Annotated in this window: 26 protein-coding genes and 2 pseudogenes; 1 reads left to right on the top strand and 27 read right to left on the bottom strand. The window is 39.6% G+C overall.

What is annotated here, in order from left to right; translation table 11 throughout:
• Window positions 1–15 precede the first annotated feature (15 nt).
• The 18 genes and pseudogenes from ACO1D1_RS16700 to spoIIIAA form a co-directional block, all read right to left on the bottom strand.
• Window positions 16–858: a TlyA family RNA methyltransferase gene (locus ACO1D1_RS16700; protein ID WP_149870916.1), complete on the bottom strand. Its 843-nt coding sequence runs from the start codon at window positions 856–858 to the stop codon at window positions 16–18.
• Window positions 855–2,752: pseudogene (gene dxs / locus ACO1D1_RS16705) on the bottom strand (1-deoxy-D-xylulose-5-phosphate synthase). The gene ACO1D1_RS16700 and the pseudogene dxs overlap by 4 nt, the downstream one beginning before the upstream one ends.
• A gap of 146 nt (window positions 2,753–2,898) precedes the next feature.
• A complete protein-coding gene (locus tag ACO1D1_RS16710; protein WP_149870917.1) occupies window positions 2,899–3,792 on the bottom strand; it encodes a polyprenyl synthetase family protein in 894 nt (297 codons plus the stop codon).
• A 3-nt stretch (window positions 3,793–3,795) separates the two neighbouring features.
• Entirely contained in the window at window positions 3,796–4,029 is a 234-nt protein-coding gene (locus ACO1D1_RS16715) for an exodeoxyribonuclease VII small subunit (RefSeq protein WP_149870918.1), read from the bottom strand.
• On the bottom strand, window positions 4,019–5,377 hold the full coding sequence (gene xseA, locus ACO1D1_RS16720; RefSeq protein WP_149870919.1) for an exodeoxyribonuclease VII large subunit: 1,359 nt from the start codon (window positions 5,375–5,377) through the stop codon (window positions 4,019–4,021). Before xseA ends, ACO1D1_RS16715 begins: the two co-directional genes overlap by 11 nt.
• A gap of 129 nt (window positions 5,378–5,506) precedes the next feature.
• Window positions 5,507–6,364 carry a bifunctional methylenetetrahydrofolate dehydrogenase/methenyltetrahydrofolate cyclohydrolase FolD gene (gene folD, locus ACO1D1_RS16725; protein WP_423336506.1) on the bottom strand — a complete coding sequence of 286 codons (858 nt, stop codon included), beginning with the start codon at window positions 6,362–6,364 and terminating at the stop codon, window positions 5,507–5,509.
• Window positions 6,365–6,401: 37 nt separating this feature from the next.
• The gene (nusB, locus tag ACO1D1_RS16730) at window positions 6,402–6,800 is read right to left on the bottom strand and encodes a transcription antitermination factor NusB (RefSeq protein ID WP_149870921.1); all 399 of its coding nucleotides are present in this window, start codon (window positions 6,798–6,800) and stop codon (window positions 6,402–6,404) included.
• Window positions 6,801–6,978: 178 nt separating this feature from the next.
• Window positions 6,979–7,386 (bottom strand): Asp23/Gls24 family envelope stress response protein, encoded by a 408-nt coding sequence (locus ACO1D1_RS16735; protein ID WP_149870922.1) that lies wholly within the window; start codon window positions 7,384–7,386, stop codon window positions 6,979–6,981.
• A 19-nt stretch (window positions 7,387–7,405) separates the two neighbouring features.
• Entirely contained in the window at window positions 7,406–8,761 is a 1,356-nt protein-coding gene (gene accC, locus ACO1D1_RS16740; RefSeq protein WP_149870923.1) for an acetyl-CoA carboxylase biotin carboxylase subunit, read from the bottom strand.
• Between the two features lie 14 nt (window positions 8,762–8,775).
• The gene (gene accB / locus ACO1D1_RS16745) at window positions 8,776–9,291 is read right to left on the bottom strand and encodes an acetyl-CoA carboxylase biotin carboxyl carrier protein (protein ID WP_149870924.1); all 516 of its coding nucleotides are present in this window, start codon (window positions 9,289–9,291) and stop codon (window positions 8,776–8,778) included.
• Between the two features lie 207 nt (window positions 9,292–9,498).
• The gene (locus ACO1D1_RS16750) at window positions 9,499–10,050 is read right to left on the bottom strand and encodes a SpoIIIAH-like family protein (RefSeq protein ID WP_149870925.1); all 552 of its coding nucleotides are present in this window, start codon (window positions 10,048–10,050) and stop codon (window positions 9,499–9,501) included.
• A gap of 16 nt (window positions 10,051–10,066) precedes the next feature.
• Window positions 10,067–10,716, bottom strand: a pseudogene (gene spoIIIAG, locus ACO1D1_RS16755) (stage III sporulation protein AG).
• Window positions 10,709–11,338, bottom strand: a complete 630-nt coding sequence (gene spoIIIAF / locus ACO1D1_RS16760; protein ID WP_149870927.1) for a stage III sporulation protein AF — start codon at window positions 11,336–11,338, stop codon at window positions 10,709–10,711. Before spoIIIAF ends, spoIIIAG begins: the two are co-directional and overlap by 8 nt.
• A gap of 13 nt (window positions 11,339–11,351) precedes the next feature.
• Entirely contained in the window at window positions 11,352–12,551 is a 1,200-nt protein-coding gene (spoIIIAE, locus tag ACO1D1_RS16765; RefSeq protein ID WP_149870928.1) for a stage III sporulation protein AE, read from the bottom strand.
• Window positions 12,552–12,564: 13 nt separating this feature from the next.
• Window positions 12,565–12,954 (bottom strand): stage III sporulation protein AD, encoded by a 390-nt coding sequence (gene spoIIIAD, locus ACO1D1_RS16770; RefSeq protein WP_423336514.1) that lies wholly within the window; start codon window positions 12,952–12,954, stop codon window positions 12,565–12,567.
• A gap of 16 nt (window positions 12,955–12,970) precedes the next feature.
• A complete protein-coding gene (spoIIIAC, locus tag ACO1D1_RS16775) occupies window positions 12,971–13,174 on the bottom strand; it encodes a stage III sporulation protein AC (protein ID WP_007084610.1) in 204 nt (67 codons plus the stop codon).
• 11 nt (window positions 13,175–13,185) lie between these two features.
• A complete protein-coding gene (gene spoIIIAB / locus ACO1D1_RS16780) occupies window positions 13,186–13,701 on the bottom strand; it encodes a stage III sporulation protein SpoIIIAB (protein WP_149870930.1) in 516 nt (171 codons plus the stop codon).
• Complete coding sequence (spoIIIAA, locus tag ACO1D1_RS16785; RefSeq protein WP_149870931.1) at window positions 13,702–14,625, bottom strand: stage III sporulation protein AA; 924 nt, start codon at window positions 14,623–14,625, stop codon at window positions 13,702–13,704.
• A 213-nt stretch (window positions 14,626–14,838) separates the two neighbouring features.
• Here spoIIIAA and ACO1D1_RS16790 point away from each other — a divergent pair, with 213 nt between their 5' ends.
• Window positions 14,839–15,510, top strand: a complete 672-nt coding sequence (locus tag ACO1D1_RS16790) for an SIMPL domain-containing protein (protein ID WP_149870932.1) — start codon at window positions 14,839–14,841, stop codon at window positions 15,508–15,510.
• A gap of 62 nt (window positions 15,511–15,572) precedes the next feature.
• On the opposite strand, the gene ACO1D1_RS16795 is transcribed toward ACO1D1_RS16790, so the two are convergent.
• The 9 genes from ACO1D1_RS16795 to ACO1D1_RS16835 are packed head-to-tail and all read right to left on the bottom strand — an operon-like array spanning window position 15,573 to window position 22,303.
• Window positions 15,573–16,082, bottom strand: coding sequence for a TlpA family protein disulfide reductase (locus ACO1D1_RS16795; protein ID WP_149870933.1), 510 nt, complete (start codon window positions 16,080–16,082; stop codon window positions 15,573–15,575).
• Window positions 16,083–16,113: 31 nt separating this feature from the next.
• Complete coding sequence (locus ACO1D1_RS16800) at window positions 16,114–16,248, bottom strand: CcmD family protein (protein ID WP_149870934.1); 135 nt, start codon at window positions 16,246–16,248, stop codon at window positions 16,114–16,116.
• 9 nt (window positions 16,249–16,257) lie between these two features.
• Window positions 16,258–17,022, bottom strand: coding sequence for a cytochrome c biogenesis protein (locus tag ACO1D1_RS16805; protein WP_423336507.1), 765 nt, complete (start codon window positions 17,020–17,022; stop codon window positions 16,258–16,260).
• Window positions 17,023–17,025: 3 nt separating this feature from the next.
• Window positions 17,026–17,706 (bottom strand): heme exporter protein CcmB, encoded by a 681-nt coding sequence (locus ACO1D1_RS16810; RefSeq protein ID WP_149870936.1) that lies wholly within the window; start codon window positions 17,704–17,706, stop codon window positions 17,026–17,028.
• Window positions 17,703–18,407, bottom strand: coding sequence for a heme ABC exporter ATP-binding protein CcmA (ccmA, locus tag ACO1D1_RS16815; protein WP_149870937.1), 705 nt, complete (start codon window positions 18,405–18,407; stop codon window positions 17,703–17,705). Before ccmA ends, ACO1D1_RS16810 begins: the two co-directional genes overlap by 4 nt.
• A 23-nt stretch (window positions 18,408–18,430) precedes the next feature.
• The gene (locus tag ACO1D1_RS16820; protein ID WP_149870938.1) at window positions 18,431–19,426 is read right to left on the bottom strand and encodes a hypothetical protein; all 996 of its coding nucleotides are present in this window, start codon (window positions 19,424–19,426) and stop codon (window positions 18,431–18,433) included.
• Window positions 19,423–19,803 carry a hypothetical protein gene (locus ACO1D1_RS16825; RefSeq protein ID WP_149870939.1) on the bottom strand — a complete coding sequence of 127 codons (381 nt, stop codon included), beginning with the start codon at window positions 19,801–19,803 and terminating at the stop codon, window positions 19,423–19,425. Before ACO1D1_RS16825 ends, ACO1D1_RS16820 begins: the two co-directional genes overlap by 4 nt.
• 12 nt (window positions 19,804–19,815) lie before the next feature.
• Window positions 19,816–20,319: a cytochrome c-type biogenesis protein gene (locus ACO1D1_RS16830; RefSeq protein ID WP_423336508.1), complete on the bottom strand. Its 504-nt coding sequence runs from the start codon at window positions 20,317–20,319 to the stop codon at window positions 19,816–19,818.
• Window position 20,320: 1 nt separating this feature from the next.
• Complete coding sequence (locus ACO1D1_RS16835) at window positions 20,321–22,303, bottom strand: heme lyase CcmF/NrfE family subunit (RefSeq protein ID WP_423336509.1); 1,983 nt, start codon at window positions 22,301–22,303, stop codon at window positions 20,321–20,323.
• Between the last annotated feature and the right edge of the window lie 201 nt (window positions 22,304–22,504).

Genomic DNA, 22,504 nt, shown 5'->3' on the forward strand with positions numbered 1-22,504 from the left:
AGGATAAGCATCAGCTTATCCTTCTGGAGTTTGTTTGGTTTTAAATTCTAAGTGCGAATTTTTCACTACCTCCAGCGGGCTGACAGGCAGGTTGTTTCTTCCCGTCTCACAATCACCATCCCATTTAAGGTGTAGTAAAAATTCAATATTTCCATCACCGCCGGTTATTGGTGAATATGACAAGTTTGTTACTGAGAAACCTTGTTCGATAGAAAAATGAATAATTTTTTCTATTACTTGTAAATGTACTTTTTCATCCCGAACAATTCCTTTTTTCCCAACCTGATCACGTCCAGCCTCAAATTGCGGCTTTATAAGGGCAACAATATCACTTCCAGAAACAAGAAGTGTTTTTAACACTGGCAATATCAATGTTAGTGAAATGAATGAAACATCAATCGATGCAAAGTTAGGCATTTCTCCGCTTAAATCGGCAGGCGTTACATAGCGGAAATTCGTTCTTTCCATCACGACAACGCGTTCATCCTGCCTTAGCTTCCAAGCAAGCTGATTGTATCCAACATCAAGGGCATAAGACATTTTCGCCCCATTCTGCAGTGCACAATCCGTGAACCCTCCAGTTGAAGCTCCAATATCTAATAATATCTTCCCTGCTACATTTACATCAAAAACCTTTAGTGCCTTTTCTAGCTTTAATCCACCTCGGCTGACATATGGCAGCATATTCCCTTTAATATTCAACGGAATATCGACCTTTACCTTTTCACCGGGTTTATCTAATCGTTCTTCGTTTGTATAAACAAGCCCTGCCATAATGGCTCTTTTTGCCTTTTCCCGCGTCTCAATTAAGCCTCGTTCCACGAGTACTACATCTAATCGTTCTTTATTTTTCATCATAATGCCCTTTGCTTTTTCTTCCGAGCCAGATTCGAAATTCTCTTAACTACTTCTTCCTTTGTTAAACCTATTTCTTCAAGCAAGGAGCCCACATCCCCATGTTCAATAAATTGATCCGGAATTCCAATTCTATCTATTTGGGCCTGATAAAATCCTTGAGTCTGTGCATACTCTAGAACAGCACTGCCAAAACCGCCCTGCAAGACAGCTTCCTCGATAGTGAGGAGCGGGATGTTTTTTTCTAATAGGCTGGTCAGTAATTGTTCATCCAGAGGCTTAATAAATCTGGCATTTACAACCTTAACAGAAACTCCTTGTTTTTCTAAAACCTCTGCTGCCTCCATGGCAATTGGAATAGTGGTTCCAAAAGTTAATATTGCCGCATCATCGCCTTCTTTTAAAACCTCCCATGTACCAATCGGAATGTTATGGTACTCCTCATCCATTGGTACTCCAACCCCATTGCCGCGCGGGAATCTCATCGCGATTGGTCCATCATCATAATTCAGCGCGGTATATACCATATGCTGACCTTCATTTTCATCTTTCGGCATCATTAGGACAATATTTGGTATATGTCTTAAGAAGGCAATATCGAACACACCTTGGTGTGTTTCACCATCAGCACCTACTAAACCTGCCCGATCGATTCCAATAAAAACATTTAAATTTTGCCTGCAAATGTCATGGACAACCTGGTCATAGGCTCGTTGTAAAAAAGTTGAATAAATCGCTAAAAAAGGTTTCATATTTTGCGTTGCCAATCCTGCCGCAACCGTCGCAGCATGCTGTTCAGCAATCCCGACATCATACATTCGCTCAGGGAACTCTGAAGCAAAGCCTTCAAGCTTAGACCCCACCGGCATCGCAGGTGTAATCGCGACAATTCGTTCATCTGAGCGTGCAAGCTTTCGAACGGTTTCACTTACTAAACTGCTCCATGCAGGCGGCTGTTTCTTAGCTGGTTTAACAAAATCACCTGTATTCATCTTATACGGACCCGTTCCATGCCAAGTTCCTATTTTATCACTTTCTGCCGGCTGATAGCCCTTACCCTTCTTGGTGATGACATGGAGAAGAACAGGTCCTTCCGTCTTTTTAGCATTATTTAAGCTCTCAAATAAATTATCAAAGTTATGGCCATCAATCGGACCTAAATAGGTAAATCCTAACTCTTCAAAAAACATGCCCGATACCACTAAGTACTTGAGGCTATCTTTGATCCGTTCTGCTGTTGCGGCTAATTTACCGCCGACGGCCGGCACTTTCTTTAATAGCACCTCAAGCTCGTCTTTTACCCATTGATATTTCCCGGCAGTACGCAATTGGCCAAGAATATTATGAAGAGCCCCTACATTAGGAGCAATTGACATTTCATTATCATTTAATATAACAATCATATCTTTTTTTCATGACCAATATGATTTAATGCTTCTAATGCCATTCCTCCTGTTAATGCACCGTCACCGATCACGGGCACGACAAAGGATCTTTCCTTTTTTAAATCCCTGGCAATGGCCATCCCCATTGCGGCTGAGAGTGACGTCGAGCTGTGACCTGTTTCCCAAACATCGTGCTCACTTTCATTCCTCTTTGGAAATCCGCAAAGACCTTTATATTGGCGTAAAGTATCAAATTCACATGCTCTTCCAGTTAAGATTTTATGGACATAGGATTGATGGCCAACATCCCAAATAATTTTATCCTTTGGACTGTCAAAACATTTATGTAAAGCTATGGTTAATTCAACGACACCAAGATTCGGTCCAATATGGCCACCTGTAACAGACAGTTTTTCAACTAAGAATTGGCGAATTTCCTGCCCCAATGCTTCCAACTCTTTATTCGACATCCCTTTTAAAAAGGATGGGTCCTTTATTGATAATAAATCCATTTTTGGACCACTCACTTTCATACGATTTCTCACTTAAGCTTCAATTGAAAAAATAGCCGCTAGCACGATAGGTGATAACGGCAGTAACTACGTTCACATTAAAAACGATTATAACACACTAATTTCATTGCCTCAAACGGCCAACATTAATGATCTCTTGAAGCGACTAAATCCGTTATTTCTTTTAATAAATTTGTATGTAATCCCGTTTTATCAAGATATTCCTTTGCCAGATTTATTTGGTTATTTAAAGCGGCTTTTGCGCCTTCCAAAGATAATAATTGAGGATAGGTGCATTTATGGTTGGCAGTATCACTTCCAACGGGCTTCCCAATTACTTGCTGATTCCCAACCAAGTCCAGAATATCATCTTGTATTTGAAATGCAATACCTAAATGATGGGCAAAGGAAGACAAAAGATTTAATTGGCTCTGACTTGCCTCCGCCAAAATAGCACCCGCTGCTACGCTATACTTCAGCAGCTTTCCCGTTTTATGAATATGTATATACTCTAGCTCTTCTAACGAGAGTTGCTTCCCTTCTCCCTCCATGTCAGCAACTTGTCCGCCGACCATTCCTTCTGCCCCAGCCGCTTTAGCCATTTCAACCACTAGCTTTAACTTTGTGCTTTCCGAAGCAAAATCATTTGGAAGCTTACCAACGACTTCAAAGCTATAGGTTAGTAAAGCATCTCCTGCTAAAACAGCAACAGCCTCACCAAATACTTTATGATTGGTCGGTTTTCCTCTCCTTAAATCGTCATTATCCATGCTAGGCAAATCATCATGGATTAAGGAGTATGTATGGATCATTTCAATCGCTGCTGCAGCGGGCAGTCCCTTTTCCGGATTGATTCCAAACGCGTCTAAGGTTGCAAATAGTAATAGGGGGCGAATTCTTTTTCCGCCTGCTTCTAGGGAATAAATCATCGATTCCTTGATAACAGAAGGCGCATCCAGTTTTTCAACTAATGCACGCAGCTCCGAATCAAGCAGTTGTTTATATTCTTCGGCAAATGCGTCTAGTAACCCGGTTTCCACGTCTTATTCCTCCTCGTTTATAGTAAAACTCTTCGTCCGTCCATCCTCAGTAATGATTTGCGTAAGTTGCTCCTCCACACTTTTCAATTTATCATGACATAATTTTGAGAGTTCCATTCCATCTTTATAGAAAAGAATCGCTTCTTCTAAAGGAACATCCCCTTCTTCAAGTTTATCTACGATTTGTTCCAGTTTCGTCATAGCCTCTTCAAAGGTTAGTGTTTTTTCATTGGTCATTATTTTCACGCTCCTTTATTTTCTCTACACTGCAGAATAGACTTCCGTCTGTTAATTGGATTTGAATTTGATCATTTACGTTTACTTGATTCACACTTTTTACAAGACGATTACTTTCTGAATAGGCCAAACTATAGCCGCGCTCCATTATTTTTAATGGACTTAATGCCCCTAATGTAGCAAGGATTCGGTCAAATTCTGTTTGTTTTATTGAGAGTATTTGCATCATTGATCGGTTCATTTCTTTTTGTGTACGTTCAAATTTGTTTTTTGCCTCTTGCAACGCTTCGATAGGGTGATTCCGCAGAAGTCGTTTATAGAGGATTTCATGCTGCCCTTTCTTCACTGCAGACAAACGAGAAGAAGCACGGACAAGCTTTTCTGTTACTTTATCAAGCTGCTCAAGCTTTTGATCATACAATCGATGGGGATAACGAAAGGCATACGATTTTTGAACACGATTTAAGCGTCCTTTCTCAAATTGGAGTTTCCCGTTCATCGCTTGCTGCAGGCGGGCTTGCCGCTGCAAAATCCGATCCATTAACTCATCCAAATGAGGGACGGCAAGTTCTGCTGCACCAGTTGGTGTAGGAGCACGTAAATCTGCAACAAAATCGGCAATTGTAAAATCCGTTTCATGGCCGACAGCCGAAATAATCGGAATATTTGAAGCAAAGATAGCCCGAGCCGTTAGTTCTTCATTAAATGCCCATAACTCCTCAATCGATCCGCCCCCGCGGCCAACAATTAAAACATCAATTTCCTTCATGTTATTTGCTTTTTCAATTGCTTTCACAATAGACGGGGCTGCATTTTCACCTTGGACTAGAGCAGGAAAGACAAGTATATTAGCGATCGGATACCGCCTTTTAATCGTTGTGATGACATCACGGATGGCAGCACCTGTCGGAGAAGTAATAACACCAACTGTTTTTGGATACAAAGGGATAGCCTTTTTCCTTTCAGGTGCGAATAACCCTTCCCTTTCAAGCCTTTGTTTTAGTTGCTCGTAAGCTAAAAACAATTCCCCAATGCCATCCGGCTGCATTTCTTTTATGTAGATTTGATATTGACCGCTTGGTTCGTATACTGAGATTTCACCCTTTACAATTACCTTCATTCCACTTTCCGGAGAAAATTTCATAAAGCGGGACTGGCGGGCAAACATTACGGCAAGAATTCGGGCTTTTTCATCCTTTAAGGTAAAGTACATATGTCCGCTCGAATGCTGTTTGAAATTTGAAATCTCTCCCCTAACATGAATATCATGTAAATGCGGGTCTGCATCAAATTTTCTTTTTATGTATTTGGTTAAGGCATATACTGATAAATATCTTTGTTCCTGCATCACCTGTACCTCTTTTCAAGCAATTAGCGAAAACTGTCCTTATCTATTATATATGGAGTTACCTTTTTATGTCTGAAAAGTCGACTAAGAAAGGAACTTCGTAATAAAAGATAAGGACATGATTCTGTATTAATTGCGCTCTAAACTTTCAGCAGCGGATTTTAGCGTATTATACATAAGCATGGTAATAGTCATTGGCCCGACCCCTTTTGGAACTGGAGTGATGTAACCTGCGATTTCTGACACCTCATCAAAAGCAACATCCCCGCAAAGTTTTCCCAATTCATTGCGGTTAATTCCGACATCGATAATGACAGCACCCTCTTTAATATGCTCTGCCGTGATAAAGTTTGGAATCCCAACAGCAGCAACAAGGATATCTGCTTGTTTTGTGTGTAACTTTAAATCTTTCGTTTTTGAGTGACAATAGGTTACAGTTGCATGCCGATTTAAGAATAATTGTCCAACAGGCTTGCCGACAATATTACTTCTTCCCACTACGACAACATGTTTTCCAGCAATGGAAATCCCCGTTTCTTCAAGCAGCACCATGATACCATAAGGGGTGCATGGCAAAAAGGCATTTTGCCCTGTCATCATCCTGCCGATATTAATTGGATGGAAACCATCAACATCTTTTAAAGGGGAGATTGATTCAATGACCTTTGTTTCATCGATATGTTTTGGAAGCGGAAGTTGTACCAGAATCCCGTGAATTTCAGGGTTCCCGTTTAACTCTTCAATTTTTGCGAGCAGTTCCTCTTCGGAAACCTCTTCCGGCATTTCAATTAATAACGAGTACATGCCAAGTTCTTTACATGCTTTTTCCTTACTTGTTACGTATGTCCGAGAGGCATGGTTGTTTCCAACGAGAATAACAGCGAGTCCCGGGATAACACCCTGGCTTTTAAGCTTTTCAACCTCTTCGGCAATTTCTAATCTTTTTTTTGCAGCTATTTCTTTTCCATTAATAATTTGTGCAGTCATTTTTCACTTCTCCCTTTTTCCCAAAGAGCCCAATCAACTATTCAGTAAGAAGTCTATGTTTCACTTTCGAAAGAACGCCATTAATAAACTTGCTTGATTGGTCATCTCCGTATATTTTTGCAATCTCGATTGCCTCATCTAAAATTACGTTTTCCGGAACTTCATTACGGAAATTTTTCAATTCATAAACAGCTATTCTTAATAAATTCCGATCAACCGTTGCCAATCGGTCTAGCGTCCATTTTTCAAGATGCTGCATGATTAATTCATCAATTTCAGACTTCTGTTCAATTACCCCTATTACAAGTTTCGATAGATACTCGTCTCCAGCCTCCTCTTCCAAAACATGTTCAATCGCGAGTGTTGGTTCGGTGTTACTTACATCGATTTGAAAAAGAGCTTGTAATGCCTTTTCCCTTGCTGTTCTTCTTTTCATTATACCGTTAACTCCTTTAGAGATATTAATAAATTTTGTCCAATTTTCATACTTATTTAAGCCATTACGGCTTGTACATAAAAAGATAATAGCATAACTAAAGAAGAATATCACACTCTGGCTGTTTTATAAATAAAAATAGAAAAACCAAAGGAATAATCCTTTGGTTTTAACCGAATTAAAGCTCCGATTCAATCTCAGGCTCGTTCTTTTGGGCCTCAAACTGTATTCCGACAACATGAATGTTTACTTCTTCTGCATCTAAAGCTGTCATATTTAACAGCGCTTGACGAATATTATCCTGTATTTCGCCAGCAACAGCAGGGATCGAAATGCCGAACTTCATTACACAATATACATCAACTTTTATTCCGGATTCAGTAAGTTCGACTTTTACACCTTTACCGTGGTTTTTTTTCCCTAAGCGTTCCACAACGCCTGCGGCAAAATTCCCCCGCATCCCTGCTACGCCTTCTACCTCGGAAGCTGCAATTCCTGCAATAACTTCAATGACTTCAGGGGCGATTTCGATTTTCCCATGTCCGTTATTTCCTTGATCCATTTCCAAGACACTAAACTCGCTCATTTTCGTACACCTCCAGATTTTAGATAGACTTCATCACATCATGCAATTCCAGAAATTTCGTATTAAAGCTGCCTTCGACAAACTTTTCATGATCGAGCAGTTTTAAATGAAACGGTATCGTTGTATGGATACCTTCAACTACAAACTCACTAAGAGCACGTTTCATTCTCGCAATTGCTTCTTCCCGGCTGCTTCCATATGTGATGACTTTCGCAATCATGGAATCGTAGTAAGGCGGAATCGTATAACCTGGGTATGCTGCGGAATCAATACGAACTCCAAATCCTCCAGGAGGCAGGTACATATTAATTTTTCCGGCTGAAGGGAGAAAGTTCTTCTCTGGATTTTCTGCATTAATTCTGCATTCGATTGCCCATCCTGTAAAGGTGACATCCTGTTGAGTGAGCGATAGTTTTTCACCGTTTGCCACTCGAATCATTTCCTTAATAAGGTCTATTCCAGTGACCAATTCGGTTACGGGATGCTCCACCTGAATTCTAGTGTTCATTTCCATGAAATAAAATTTACGATTGCGGTAGTCATATATAAATTCTACCGTGCCGGCTCCTGAATAATCAACTGCTTTCGCAGCTTTTACGGCCGCATTGCCCATTTCTTCACGAATCTCTCCATCTAAAGCAGGTGAAGGCGTTTCTTCAAGCAGCTTTTGCAGTCTGCGCTGGATGGAGCAATCTCTTTCACCTAAATGAATAATGTTTCCGTGCTTATCACCAAGGACCTGAATTTCAACATGGCGGAAATCCTCAATATACTTTTCTATGTATACACCAGGATTTCCAAATGCTGTCAAGGCCTCTTGCTGAGTGATATTAATGCCCTTAATCAATTCCTGTTCATTCTTGGCAACACGGATTCCTTTACCTCCGCCGCCTGCAGTAGCTTTGATTATTACGGGATAGTCAATCTTTTTGACGAGTTCAAGGGCTTCCTCGATATCATTTATGATTCCCGTTGAGCCCGGAACAATTGGAACACCGGCTTCACGCATCGTTTCTCTGGCAATATCCTTTGTGCCCATTTTAGTGATGGCTTCAGGGCTAGGGCCGACAAAGGTAATATTGCATTCACGGCAAAGTTCCGCGAAATCTGCATTTTCAGCCAGGAATCCATAACCCGGATGAATTGCTTCACAACCGGTCAATTTTGCTACACTAATAATATTTGTCACGTTTAAATAACTATCTTTTGATGGCGTGGGTCCGATACAATAGGCTTCATCAGCCAATTGGACATGAAGGGCCTCACGATCTGCTTCGGAGTAAACAGCAACTGATTCGATACCCATTTCACGACAGGCACGAATAATTCTAACTGCTATTTCTCCTCTATTTGCAATTAACAGTTTCTTTATCATCCTGTTACCGCTCCTTACTCTGGCTTTACTAAAAATAATGGCTGACCGTATTCAACTAATTGGCCATTTTTAACAAGTACTTCAACAATTTCTCCATTTACTTCTGCTTCAATTTCATTAAATAATTTCATCGCTTCGACAATACAAACGATTGAATCTTTAGTAACGGTTGAACCTGTTTTTACATAAACGTCCGCATCTGGAGTTGGCGATGCATAGAATGTACCAACCATTGGAGAAGTGATTTTATGTAAGTTTGCTGTATCGGCTTGTTTCACTTCATCAGCTTTTGGTGCTTCCTGTGCCGCTTCTTGTACTGGAGCTGAAGTTGCGGCAACTGTCACAGGAACAGGTTGGGCAACAGGAGCTGCTTGCGGTACTACAGGAGCAGGCGTTACTTGAGTAACAATAGCAGCTGCAGTTGTTTTCTTCATTTGGATTTTCGAACCGTCATTTTCGTATACAAATTCATCAATACTCGACTGGTCAACCAATTTAATTAATTCACGAATTTCTTGTACTTTTAACATTGAGTAACACTCCTTGTACAACTTTAATTAGGACTTACTATTAATACTATACGATAAAATTTAGTATTAGTTCAATATTTTATATTAGAAAGGAATCAACATTCAATCAGCACCTCCAATTAATCATAAACTTTTTATGATTAAAAGGGAATTCGGCTATTAATCAATTGGAAAAAGGGAAGCATTCAGCTCCCCTTTTAGCTATCATTATTTAGCCGGTTGATATTCTACTGCTACATAATTGGTTTCAGCAATTTCTTTTTTAACTTCGAGCATAATCTTGTTGGCCTCTGATGCTGAAGGCTTCTTCTTTGATTTAACTGTTACGATTACTTTTGGTCCGTCTGCTCTTACAAGGACATCATCAAAACCCATGGTTTTAATAAAAGTTTCAAGAAATTCTTCTTTTTGAGCTGTTTTATTCAGTTTATCCATTTGGTCTTTCACTTTACTTTTTTCTTCTGGCGAAAGATCAGTGGACGCTAGTTCATTGGTTAAACTTTCCTGCCGCTCGCTGCGCAGGTCTTCAAGCTCCATGCGAAGCTCTTCAAATGCCACATCGCCAGCAACGCTGGATACAACTGTTTTATCATCCTTGGCTTGTGTTTTTGTTTTCCCTTGATTTTGATCTTTAGCATTTTGTTGTACTGCTGCTAGGTCTGTGTTTTTCTGCTCTGGAGAAGTAATGTAGTATACTGATAACACCACTACTAAACTTAACATTGTTAATAACCAAACTGTTTGTTTTTTCAAAAGCATTTTTAAATTCCCCCTTTTATTTTTTAGGCATAACAGCAACTCGATGGCTAGGAACACCTAAAGCCCTTGTGACTGCTTCCTTAATCCATTTTTTCACCTCAATATTCTCTGCGCCCTTGGCAACGACCAGCACACCGCGAATCTCAGGCTTTTTTGTTTCTACTACAATTGGAACCTCTTTTTCTCCTTCACGTATAATAACTAGTTGTTCATCGGTTGAAGAATCGACAACCTTTCTCTGCCCGCCTTCACGATCCGTTTCATCCGTTGTTTGTGATTTGGTAACCCATTTTTCTCCAGTACCTTCTTATCAGTTGAATCAATTGTTACCAGGACGGTCACATCATCAACCCCGAGCATCTCCTGTATGGCCTTCTTCATCTGATTTTCATACTTTTCCTCATACTCAGCGATGGCTTTATTGCCGGAGTTTTTTTTCATACCAAATGTCGGTACATCTTCCGAAGCTGCCTTATCGTTTGCTGCAGCAGGTACCGCAGCAGGATTTGTATCCTTATTAAATAAAATGTTTCCTGCGAGCATAAGTGCTGCACCAATACAGAGGACAAGGAGCATATATTGATATTTCGCCGGTTTCTTCTCTCCCTGTTCTTCAAGTTTCAATATTCTTTTAAGCAAGGATAATGGTCCTTTGTTTTTATCCATTCTTCTTTTTAATCCCCCCTTCAATCGAAACTTCCACGGTTTCTTCTGTTACATTCCATTTCTGCGAAAGAAATGAGGCGATTTTTTCTGATTCTTCTGTATTTCCTTTAGATGGAAGAGGTTGTTCTGTGTTAATTTCGATTTGCTTAATCGCTTCGACTGTCTTCACGCCATTTTCCGGCTGTTTAAGAAGAACCGTAACCTTTTGGAGGTTTTCAGGAAATGCTTGGTCACTTTTTTCATTTATGGCTAGATCAATTGTTTCAATCTCCAATCCGTATTGTTCCATCAACTCCTCCTTAACGTCCTTTTTCAGCTGGACAGTCAATTCTTTTAAAATATATGCATCAGTTGAGGCTTGTATTTCTTTTTTCTTTGAATCTATTACATTTTTCATATTTTTTTCACTTGCGGGCTGGTATTTTGAAATGGAACCAAGTGCTGATTCAAAGTCCTTGGAGATTAATTTAAAGATAGGGGTAAGAATAATCGCGATTAAAAGCAGCCCTGTAACCATCTTGGTATATTTCTGCATACTGGAATTTGGCAGCAGCATATCAATAACAGTAGCTAATAGGATAAAAAGAATGATATTCGTTACCCACTCTTTTAAAAACTCCATTTTCTTGTCCCCCCTATCTCATCATCATCGTTAAATTTCCAGCCGCGACAATGACCGTAATACTTAAAAAGAACATAAGTGAAACGATCCCCAGTGCTGCAAAGACATATATGACGCTTTTGCTAATAATATCAAGGCATTTAATCACAGGTCCACCACCTAAGGGCTGAAGGATGGCAGCAGCAAATTTATAAATAAAGGCAATCATTAATATTTTTATAGCCGGGAAGGCGACGATAATGAGCAGGATGGCAACACCTGCGATACCGACAGTATTTTTTAACAGGACGGATGCACTTACGACTGTATCCGTTGCATCGGTAAACATTCTTCCGATGACGGGAATGAAATTACCCGTCACAAATTTCGCTGTTCTAATTGCGACTCCATCGGTCACAGCGGCGGATGCCCCCTGGACAGAAATAACCCCAAGAAAGATGGTGAAGAAGAGCCCCATCAATCCAATGCTCCAGTTTCTTAAAAGAGCAGCTAATTGTGACACTTTGTATTGCTCTGACATGGTGCTGACAATACTCAGCAATGTAGCTAAAAAGAGGAGCGGCAGAATCACATATTGAATGAACATTCCACTTATATTCATTAAAAATAATATGACCGGATGAAAGAATGCCGCTGATACAAGCCCTCCCGATGCTGCAATAAGGGCAAGCAGCAGAGGGACAAGTGCAAGGGCAAACGAGATCATGGTTCCAATTGCTTCATTTGTATAACTGATGGCAATATGAAAACTATTTAATGCAAGGATCACCAGCACCATATAGACAATCGCATAGGCTACCTTACTGATTGCGCTTTTCTCAAAAGCATTCTGCATGGATTGAAGAAACATGCTAAAAATCGTTAATAAGATTAACGAGCCAAGTAATTTTCCATTTGCCACAAACTCATGAAAGGCAAACTTCAATACTCCTTGTCCCCATTGCTTAAATGAGAATTTCTTATCACCTTTTACGAAATCGTATAAACTCCCTTTTTGGCTTTCAGGGAGGAATCCGCCATATTTATTGGTAATATCCTCCCAAAATTGTTTTAGTTCACTTAAGTCCAAGGTTTTAAGCTGTTCATCTACCAATTCTTGTGGTGAAAGCGGTGTGGAGGTGTCTTTGGATTCTTCGGCGGCTTGCACACTTGGAATAAATAAAAAAAGGAATACAAGAATAATAATAGGAATAATCTGCAGCCTCTGCTTCAATTTTTACACCCCATTAGCTCGGAATTAATTTGATAATGGTTTCTATCAAAACTGTTAATATTGGTATCGCCATGGCGAGAATGATAATTTTTCCTGCTAATTCAATTTTAGAGGCAATGGCTCCCTGTCCTGCATCCTTGGTAATTTGGGTGGCGAATTCAGCGATATAAGCAATGCCAATGATTTTAAGAATGGTTTCGACATAAACCATATTTACCTTTGCATTCACAGCTAATTTTTCAAGCATATGGATGATGTCAAAAATCTTATCGACTAAAAAGAGAAAAATAGCACAGCCAACAAAAACGACTAATAGGAAAGCAAAATTAGGCTTTTGCTCTTTGATGATTAAAGCAAGGAAGGTTGCGATCAGAGCAACACCAACAATTTTTATGATTTCAATCGCAAAGCCCCCCTTTCTATTGAAACAAGAATACGGATTTTATTTTTTGGAAGAGATCATCAACAATTGAAGCAACCTGAAATAAAATATAGATAAAACCGAATAAGGTCACCCATTGCGCATACTCTTTTTTGCCAACCTGATCAAGAACCGTATGCAAAAATGCGACCACAATTCCGACACCGGCAATTTTAAAGATAATATCCACTTCTAAACCCATTGCTTTTCCCCCTAAAATAATAAAATAATCAGTAATAATCCTGATAAGAATCCTAGACTCTTTACCATTTTTTCATATTTTACCTGCCGGTCGATGGCATCAGCCTCTTCTCTTTCAAGATGGGAAAGAGTTAACATAATATGTTTTTGCTGGGATAAGCGATCATGGCGGCCAAGTGTCTCCCCAAATTGCTTCATTATTTCAAATTCCCCCTGTTTTAATGCGGTGGACTTCCAAACCTCTTTTAAACTCGTTTCCCAGGCTTCCTTTACCGTTGTTTCCGTGTCGGTTAGTTTCTTTGCAAAGGTTTCAAAAAATGTAGAGAGCGGCTTTGAAAGCTGAGCGGCCAATCTTCTGGCCGCCTCATGCAATGGTGTATGACTATACATGATTTCAGCCTCCAGTGATTGCAGTGCCGACCTTAATGCTCTAAGCTGCTTGGGGCGTTCACTGAAATTTCTTGAAGCCTCAAAGCCCGTCCAAGTAGTCGCAACAATAATGATGATGGCACCAATTAATTTAATCATTTACGTCACGCTCACTTTTTGCTTCATTTCCTGACCGCTTGCATTCAAAATATGGGTGATGGTTCCTGGTCCCGATGCCCGGTTTAGAATGACAAACCGTTCAAAAATTCTTTGGTCGATAATGTCTTTTAGAGATGGCCTGTTCCGTATTTCTTCAATGCTCGTCCCGTGTGTGGTCATGACAAGTTTGATTCCTGCATGTACGGCCTCTTGAATGGCCTCAGCATCTTCCTTTCGGCCAATTTCGTCAACAATTAAGACCTCAGGACTCATCGAACGAATCAGCATCATCATCCCTTCCGCTTTTGGACAGGCATCTAACACGTCTAAACGGTGTCCAAATGTCAATTGCGGCACCCCATTTACACATCCCGCAATTTCACTTCTCTCATCAACAATTCCCACTTTACTGGCACGCAACCCTTTTATCTTATCTCCTGAAGAGATAATTCTTGCAATATCACGCAACAACGTCGTCTTTCCTGTTTGCGGCGGTCCAATGACCATCGTATGCATCCATCTGCCATTAAAAATATAAGGAATAATAGGTTCTGCAATTCCAACCTTTTCTCTTGCAATTCTTATGTTAAATGAGGAAATATCCCTAATCGCCTTTACCTTTCCCTCTTCAAGGATGACTTTTCCGGCAAGCCCAATCCGATGTCCGCCCGAAACGGTTATATATCCGCGTTTGAGTTCTTCCTCAAGGGTATAAATAGAAAAATGACTAATTTTATTCATAAGATGAAAAGCGTCCTCAGGCTGAATGATATACGTTAAAAACTTTGGAGCTCCCTTAAGCGTTATTTCAATAGGACGGTTAATTCGAATGCGGATTTCCTCTAATTCTTCTTTTTGGTCAGGAGGGATTTGGCTGATTAGGTCTGCAATTTTTTTAGGTAAAAAGTTAAGGATTGTTTCCACGTATCCTTCCTCCTTTTATTTGCACGTCTCACTATTTAAAATGTATGCCTGCTTGGACACAATATGACTTACGAAACTGTTAATTCCTTTCTATTTTTTTATTTGAATACTAGAATGGCATGCTTACAAAAAAGAATAGATTTATTCTAGGAACATTTTCCATGGAGAATCCGTATTTTATAGAAGGATTAACAGTTGAAAGGGGAATGAAATGTGTATCATAATTTACAGCCAAATCGAAATACAGTACATCACAAAAATCATTTAATAAAAGTTACAGGAGAAGGTGAACTTCCGGTTCAGCCAAATTCAGCTTCAGTAAAACTAGGGGTCATCACAGAAAACAAACAATTAATAACAGCCCAGCAGCAGAACTCTGCTGAAGTGACGAAAGTAATTAATGCTCTACTTGGACTGGGAATTCCGCAAAATCAAATCCAAACATTCGACTATCGGATTGAGTCGGACTATGATTACGACCAAGGAAAACAAATATTTCGCGGCTATAAAATTACCCATCTATTACAAGTGAAGGTAGAAGATTTATCGTTGATAGGGAAAGTGGTAGATACAGCGGTTCAACACGGGGTTAACTATGTATCGAATGTGCAATTTTCCGTGAAGAATAATGACAGATTTTATCAGCAAGCATTGATTCTTGCCTTAAACAATGCAAGCGAAAAAGCTAAAACAATTGCGGAATCGTTAAATGTGACATTAATCCCGACACCAAGTTTGATTGTGGAAGGAGGAAGTCAGGTTCAGCCTTTCAATCAGCATGCTGAAACCTTCGTGAAAGGAATTAGTTCAACCCAATTTGAACCAGGGCAAATCATCGTAAAGGCTAGCGTATTTGCAGATTTTCATTATCGACCAACCTATTAGAAACAAAAACAGGCACATGAATTATAGTTCATGCGCCTGTTCTTGTTTATTCATAAAAATAGTTAGTTATCATATTTCTTTACCCAATTATATAACTGCATTTCCGTTACTTCACCATTAAAGTGCTCCCTAATAATTCCCTGTTTATCAATGACAAACGTTTCAGGTTGTCCGGTTACGTTAAAGCGTTTTGAAACCTTGGCATTATAGTCAAATAAGTAGTTCATACCGTCTTTATTGTTATCGGTAACTTTCTTGATTTTGTCCATCGTTTCTCCACGATTTATCATTAGGAGTTTGTATTTATCACCATAGTCTTTTTGAAAGGCTGCTAATTCTGGAAATTCCTCCTTACACGGTTTACACCAACTTGCAAAATAATTTAAAATTACTACTTCTCCCTTATAATCAGAAAGTTTAGTTGTGCTGCCATCTAAATTTGGCAGCTCGAAATTATAAGCTTGATCTCCAACATCGGTGTTCTCGCCTTTGGATACTAAACTATACCCAAAAAAGCCGAACATTCCTACAATGAGAATCAACACGAGTGATTTGATGACTCGCTGGTTCATCGTATTTCCCCCTGACACCCAGACTAGCAGTCTATTGATCTAACTGCTTTAAAAATTCAATTTCCTTTTTCAATTTGTCATGTCTTTTACCGATAATAAACATATAAGCAAAAATTACCACCCAGGCAACAGAGTAAGCACCTAACATATATTCATAATTCATCATTAACCCCTCCTACTTATCTAATTGTTCTCTTAATTTTTCTTTATATTGTTCAACCTTAATTCTCATATTCTCAAATGATACTCCCTTTTGCAGAAGGTAGACATAAAGAATGGTAAATGCAGTTATGGTGATTAACAATGCTGCTAACATCGTATCTTCAATCCCACCGCCCTGTTGTGAAGGACCATCTCCGAAGACAATTGGGTGAAATTTCGTTTGCCACCACCGGATGGCGAAGAATACAATTGGAACATCGGCAAAACCGATAATACCAAAAACTGCGGAAAGCCGAGCCTTTTTATCCCATACTCCATCCATTTGCCGAATCATAATATAGGCAATGTAAATAAAGAATAGAATTAATGTTGTAATTAACCGCGGCTCCCACACCCACCAAGTATTCCAGGCTGATCTAGCCCAAATCGGTCCTGTAGTTAAAACAATGATAGTGAATACAACACCGATTTCGGCTGAAACATATGCATAGGTGTCAAATATTCTTTTTCGCTTTATTAAGAACAAAATACTAAATACAAATGTGACAAAGAATGCCATAAAGGCAAGCCAGGCAGAACTAACATGGAAATAAAAGATTTTTTGTGCCGCGTGCATCGATTTTTCTTCCGCAGCAAAAATAAAAATAAAGTAGAGCGATACCAGCATCGAGATCACTGTGGCGCCAAACAAAATTTTTGATAGATTAGTTGGTTTGGCATCAGCCACCTCCGACCCACCAGTAAACACTGCTTTCTCCCGTTCGAGATTCATACTCATGATTTAAACCTCCAGCACGTAATCTATTAATAAGAAACAAACAACAAAGAAAATAACATCATACGCCGTGACCAATTGGATCCAAGCAATAGCGCTTGGCAGCTTTTCCATATTTGATAAAATGATTTTCGTTGCTTGAACAACTCCGATTAAAATCGGTGTTGTAATTGGAAAAAGTAATAACGGCAGCAGCATTTCACTGCTTTTAGAGTTAGCGGCAAGGGCAGCTAAAAATGTTCCGATTGCAATAAATCCAAAGCTTCCTAAGAAAATCGTTAATACAAAATATGGGATACTGCCAAAAAATTTAAAATCAAATAACAAAAATAAAAACGGGATGGAAACCAATTCTACTACAAGCATCATCGTAAAATTTGCCAGAAACTTTCCTAAATAAATGCTGGCTCCCTCCATAGGTGCAACCAATAAGCCCTGCATCGTATCATTTCGTTGTTCCGAAATAAACGATCGATTCAGTCCCAAAATTCCGGCAAATACAATAATGACCCAAATAACACCAGGTATAACAGCTTTTGTCGTGTTATTAGCCGGGTCAAAAGCAAAACTAAAAACGACAATTACCAAGCCGGCGAAAATAATTTGTGTTGTCAGTATTTGTTTTGTTTTTAATTCTGAATATAAATCCTTTTTGGCTAATAGGAGGGCTGTTCGAATAAGATTCATGATACACCCTCCACTTGATGATGATATTTATCAGATACATAGACTAAGTTGCGATTCTCAATCTTAAAGTCATCTACAATCTTTCCATTTTTCACTATAATGACACGGTCGCAAATTTCTGCGGCCTGTTTAAAATCATGAGTTACCATTAGGGTCGTTGTTCCTTTTTCTTTCATCGTTAGGATGACATTGTTCAAAATCGAAATAGCTCCCTGATCCAGGCCAGTATGCGGCTCATCTAAAAGCAGTATCTCCGGATCATGAACAATCGCGCGGGCTATGGCAATCCTCTGAATCATTCCACGTGAAAAGTTCTTGACTGGTTCATTTAAGAAAAAGGATAACCCTACCTCTTTTACAAGCTTAATGGCTTTTTGTTCGACATCTTTTACCCCATAAATATTTCCAAAGAAAATGAGATTTTCTAATGGGGAGTAATGATCATACAGCAAGCTGGAATGAGGTAAATAACCTAATAACTTCTTTACTTCGATATGGTTCTTTTTCATCTCGAGACCATTTACCAACACATTCCCTGAAGTGGGCTTAATTAAGGTTGCCAATACCTTTAGAAGCGTACTTTTACCAGCACCGTTTGGTCCCAATATGGCTACCGTTTCCCCTTTTTTAATTGAGAGGTCAACTCCACGCAAGATTTGCTTATTATCAGCTTGCTTCGTCAGCTTTTTTATTTCTATCATCTGAGTCCCTCCTGCTACAGCTGCTACTCAACAAAATTACGCAGATTTACTTTAACTTGGAATAAATGCTGTTTATATGCAGCAAGCTTCCTCTTGTACTCCTCCTCGGATAGCTTTCCATCTCCAAAGGTTTCTTCCAATTCTATGATCTTATCCATAATCGCTTTTTGTTTTGCCATTAATTGCTTAAAGGCTTTCTCTTCCTGATCTGCCCCGAGTTTCTCCTCTTCCAATCTTGCTTTTCTTCTAAAATAAGCAAAATAGCCGATTGCCGCGATAATAATGGCACCAATAATAATCAAAAAGACGTGTGGGTTAAAGCGATGTAATGGCGATTGAGCCCACATCCTTAAATGACCGGGATTATGAAAAGCAGGTGCCGTATGTGTCACAGAGCTATTTTTTCCACCTTCATTTGTTGCCGTTGCGTCTTTTGCCGCTTCTGCAGGAGGCTGCTTGTCTTTGTTATACACCAGCGTAATGGGTTGATTTTCCTTTATCCCTTCAATACTGTATCCAAAGTAATTTTGGTCATCAAATTTGAAAAGCCCTTGGCTGGTCGCTTCTGCACCCTTAACCTCAATACTGCCTCTGCCCTCCGGTACGAGGATTTGCATGATTTGAACCGGGTAATTGACAGTTAGATTAATTTCTTCCCCTTTCGGCATTCTATAGCTATATGGCAGCACCATAGTTTGATTTGCCGGGACTGGGGTGGTTGTAATAAAACCATGATCTACTTCTTTAAACGCAATCTTATTGTCTAAAAAATTGAGGTCCTTTGCACCGATAGGCAGTGTAACTTTTAATACGGCCTCATTCTTGCCATCTCCGGTATATTCTTCAGCAACGGTATTCGTATAGTTCACCATATTCATCAAATTGGTTGAGCCATCTTCAGCAGGGCTCAAAACAATGTAATGCATATCCACTGTAATCTTTGACTCTGATGCCGCCAATCCTTGGAACGGAATGAACAACATCAAGCCTAGGAAGAAGACTGTGATTTTCTTGATCACTTTCCTTCCCCCTTTTTGTTCTTATAGCTTTTCATTTGCGCTTCAATTTCTTTTTCCACTTCAGCCATTAAATCCTGATCAACAGTAGTTACCACCACTTGTTCTTCTTCCTTCATAATACTAGCCACTTCTTTTTCGTATTGTTTCTTTAAATTTTTATAATCTGCATGCGAAATTTTATCCATTCTGTACTCAAATTCAATCTCATTGAGCGTTGTCAAAAGTGCTTCTTTGGTTGTCACCAAATCCTGTCCCTTTGAACCAGCATGAAAGTGCATGAAAGGGCTCCAATTAAATAATGGTGATACGATTAGAAATAGACATACAAGTGCCAACGCGGCAGTGAATATCATTGATATGATTGAAATATCGTGCATTTTGTTCACATCCTAAAGATACTTTTTGCGTTCCTCATCGATCATCGAAGAAAGGATTTCCCCTTCTACTTCATCCTCTCTGTTCTCGTATTCATTGACTACAACATCTGTGCCTTTTTTCTTCACCCATTTACGGATAATGAAAAACACAGCGATTCCTGCTGCACCTAATACAACAAATGGGAGGACCCATGCGGTTAGGCTAAATCCACTTTTTTCGGGTGAGGTTAATATCTCTTCTCCATAAATATTGATGTAATATTCACGAATTTTATCCTTATCCCAGCCTTTGTTCATCATTTCAACAAGATCCGCTTTAAATTCTGTCGTTAAATTACAGGTATTAGGATCACATTCATAATGATCCTGTCCACAGCCGCATGTGCATGCGAATTGCTGGGCAACCGCTTTGAATTCAGGAGATTTATAGTCAAATTGTTTTGCTTCCACTCGAATGAACGATCCTTGAAAAATAAACGCAATGACGAGGAGCCCAAGATAAATTTTATTTCTCATTTTAAGACACCTCTTTGCGGACTCCAGTGTATCTTGGAGTGACATTTCCATATTTCCCGTTCCAAACAGCAAACAGTGCACCGATAACAATCATGAAGGATCCAAACCATAACCAGTTCATCATCGGATTAATTTTCACAATAAAAGTAGCTTTCCCGTCATCTTCCCAGGCACTTAACACAATATATAGATCCTCCTTTAGGGAAGAAATGATGGCTACTTCTGAAGAAGGCTGCTCCCAGTTGCCATAAAAAACTTTTTCCGGCTGGAAAGTACCTAATTTTTTTCCATTCCTAAATACAGTTATATCTGCATAGACAATATCGTTAATGCCTTCTCGCTTTTGATCAAGCCTCTCATAGTTAAGGCGGTAATCTTTCAATTCAATCGATTGGCCTAGCGAAACAGTTTTCATCGTCTCTAAATCATAGTTTTGTGAACCAATGATGCCCATCGTTATGAACGCAATGCCAAGGTGAACGATATACCCGCCATAACGGCGGCGATTGCGAATCATCAGGCGGTACAACGCCACAATTGGCGTTTCTTTCGTCATTTTCCTTCTAGCCTTTACCCCTCTATAAAACTCTAAGAAGTGGGTAATTAATAGGAGAATGATAACCCCGTAGCCAATGACGGCCCATGCTTTTTGTATCCCCAGCACAACCATTAATGCCATGCCAACAATAGCCAGGATTGCTGGAATCATGAAGTTCTTCCTAAGATTCTTGACTGTTGAACGCTGCCATGCCAAGAGCGGACATACCGCCATGACAAACATCATCGATAAAAGAATAGGTGCTTCTACTTTATTAAAGAATGGCAGACCAACCGTTACTTTCGTTCCGCGAACAGCTTCCGACACAAGTGGAAAAACAGTTCCCCAGAATACAGCAAACGCTGCTCCAACCAATAATAGATTGTTAATCAAGAAGCTGCTCTCTTTAGAAACAAAGGAATTGAACTCCCCTGCACTGCGTTTTAGCAGATTGTAACGGCTCATTAACACATATAATGCTAGAATGACAGCTACGCCCATGAAGATTAGGAAGTATAAACCTAAATTGGAATTTGCAAAAGCATGGACTGATGTCAGTACGCCACTTCGGACAAGGAAGGTTCCGAAAAGCGTTAATGCATAGGAAACAATGATTAAGCTGATATTCCATACTTTCAGCATGTTTTTACGTTCTTGAATCATCACGGAATGTAAAAACGCGGTAGCGGTTAACCATGGCATAAAGGATGCATTTTCAACTGGGTCCCATGCCCAATAACCGCCCCAGCCAAGTTCTACATATGCCCACTGTCCGCCAAAGATATTTCCAAGGCTTAAGAAAAGCCAAGCAATGATTGTCCAGCGTCTTGTCATTTTAATCCAGAAATCATCAACATTTTTCAAAATCAGTGCTGCCATGGCAAAGGCAAATGGAATGGCAAGCCCGACGTATCCAAGATATAGGGTAACGGGATGTATGATCATTCCAGGGTTCTGAAGCATTGGATTTAACCCTTTTCCTTCAATTGGAACGGTATCCAATAAAATGAATGGCTTTGCAACAAATCCAAGGATGAAGAAGAAGAAAACTGCGTTGGCCATTAAAATGGCCGAAATGTATGGAACCATAGGATTTCCTTTAAGTTTCCTCGAAAAGGCTATCATGATCATGTAAAGAGTTAAGAAAAATGTCCACAATAGCAAGGAACCGGCATTACCAGCCCACAAGGCGGTAAGCTTATAAATGATTGGCAGCTCGCTGCTTGTGTAATCACTTACGTATTCATATTGGAACTGTGATGTTGCTAAAAGGTAGAACATCGAAAGCATAGCAAATGCTGTACAAACAAATAATGCAACCATTGCACCTTTGCCGCTATTGACGAGTTTTTGATTTTTTGTACTAATCCCCAGGGTAAGTATGAGGAGAGAATAGATGGCAATGACTAAACCCAAATAAATTGTTGCGTTAGCAAATAAAAACATTTCGTCACCTTCTTAACTAAGCCTGTTATTTTTCATTCGGTGGTTGATTTAACTTTTCTTTATGTGTATCAGGATCATAATCGTTCATGTCTTTTCCTTCATATTTCGACGGGCATCTTGTCTTCACAGATTCTGCTTCAAATGTATCCGTTTTAGTAGGAGCCCCTTGGAGAATGGTAATAACGCCTTCTGAGAAGTTAT

It is taken from the genome of Neobacillus sp. 19 (assembly GCF_049463095.1).
GTDB lineage: Bacteria > Bacillota > Bacilli > Bacillales > Cytobacillaceae > Neobacillus.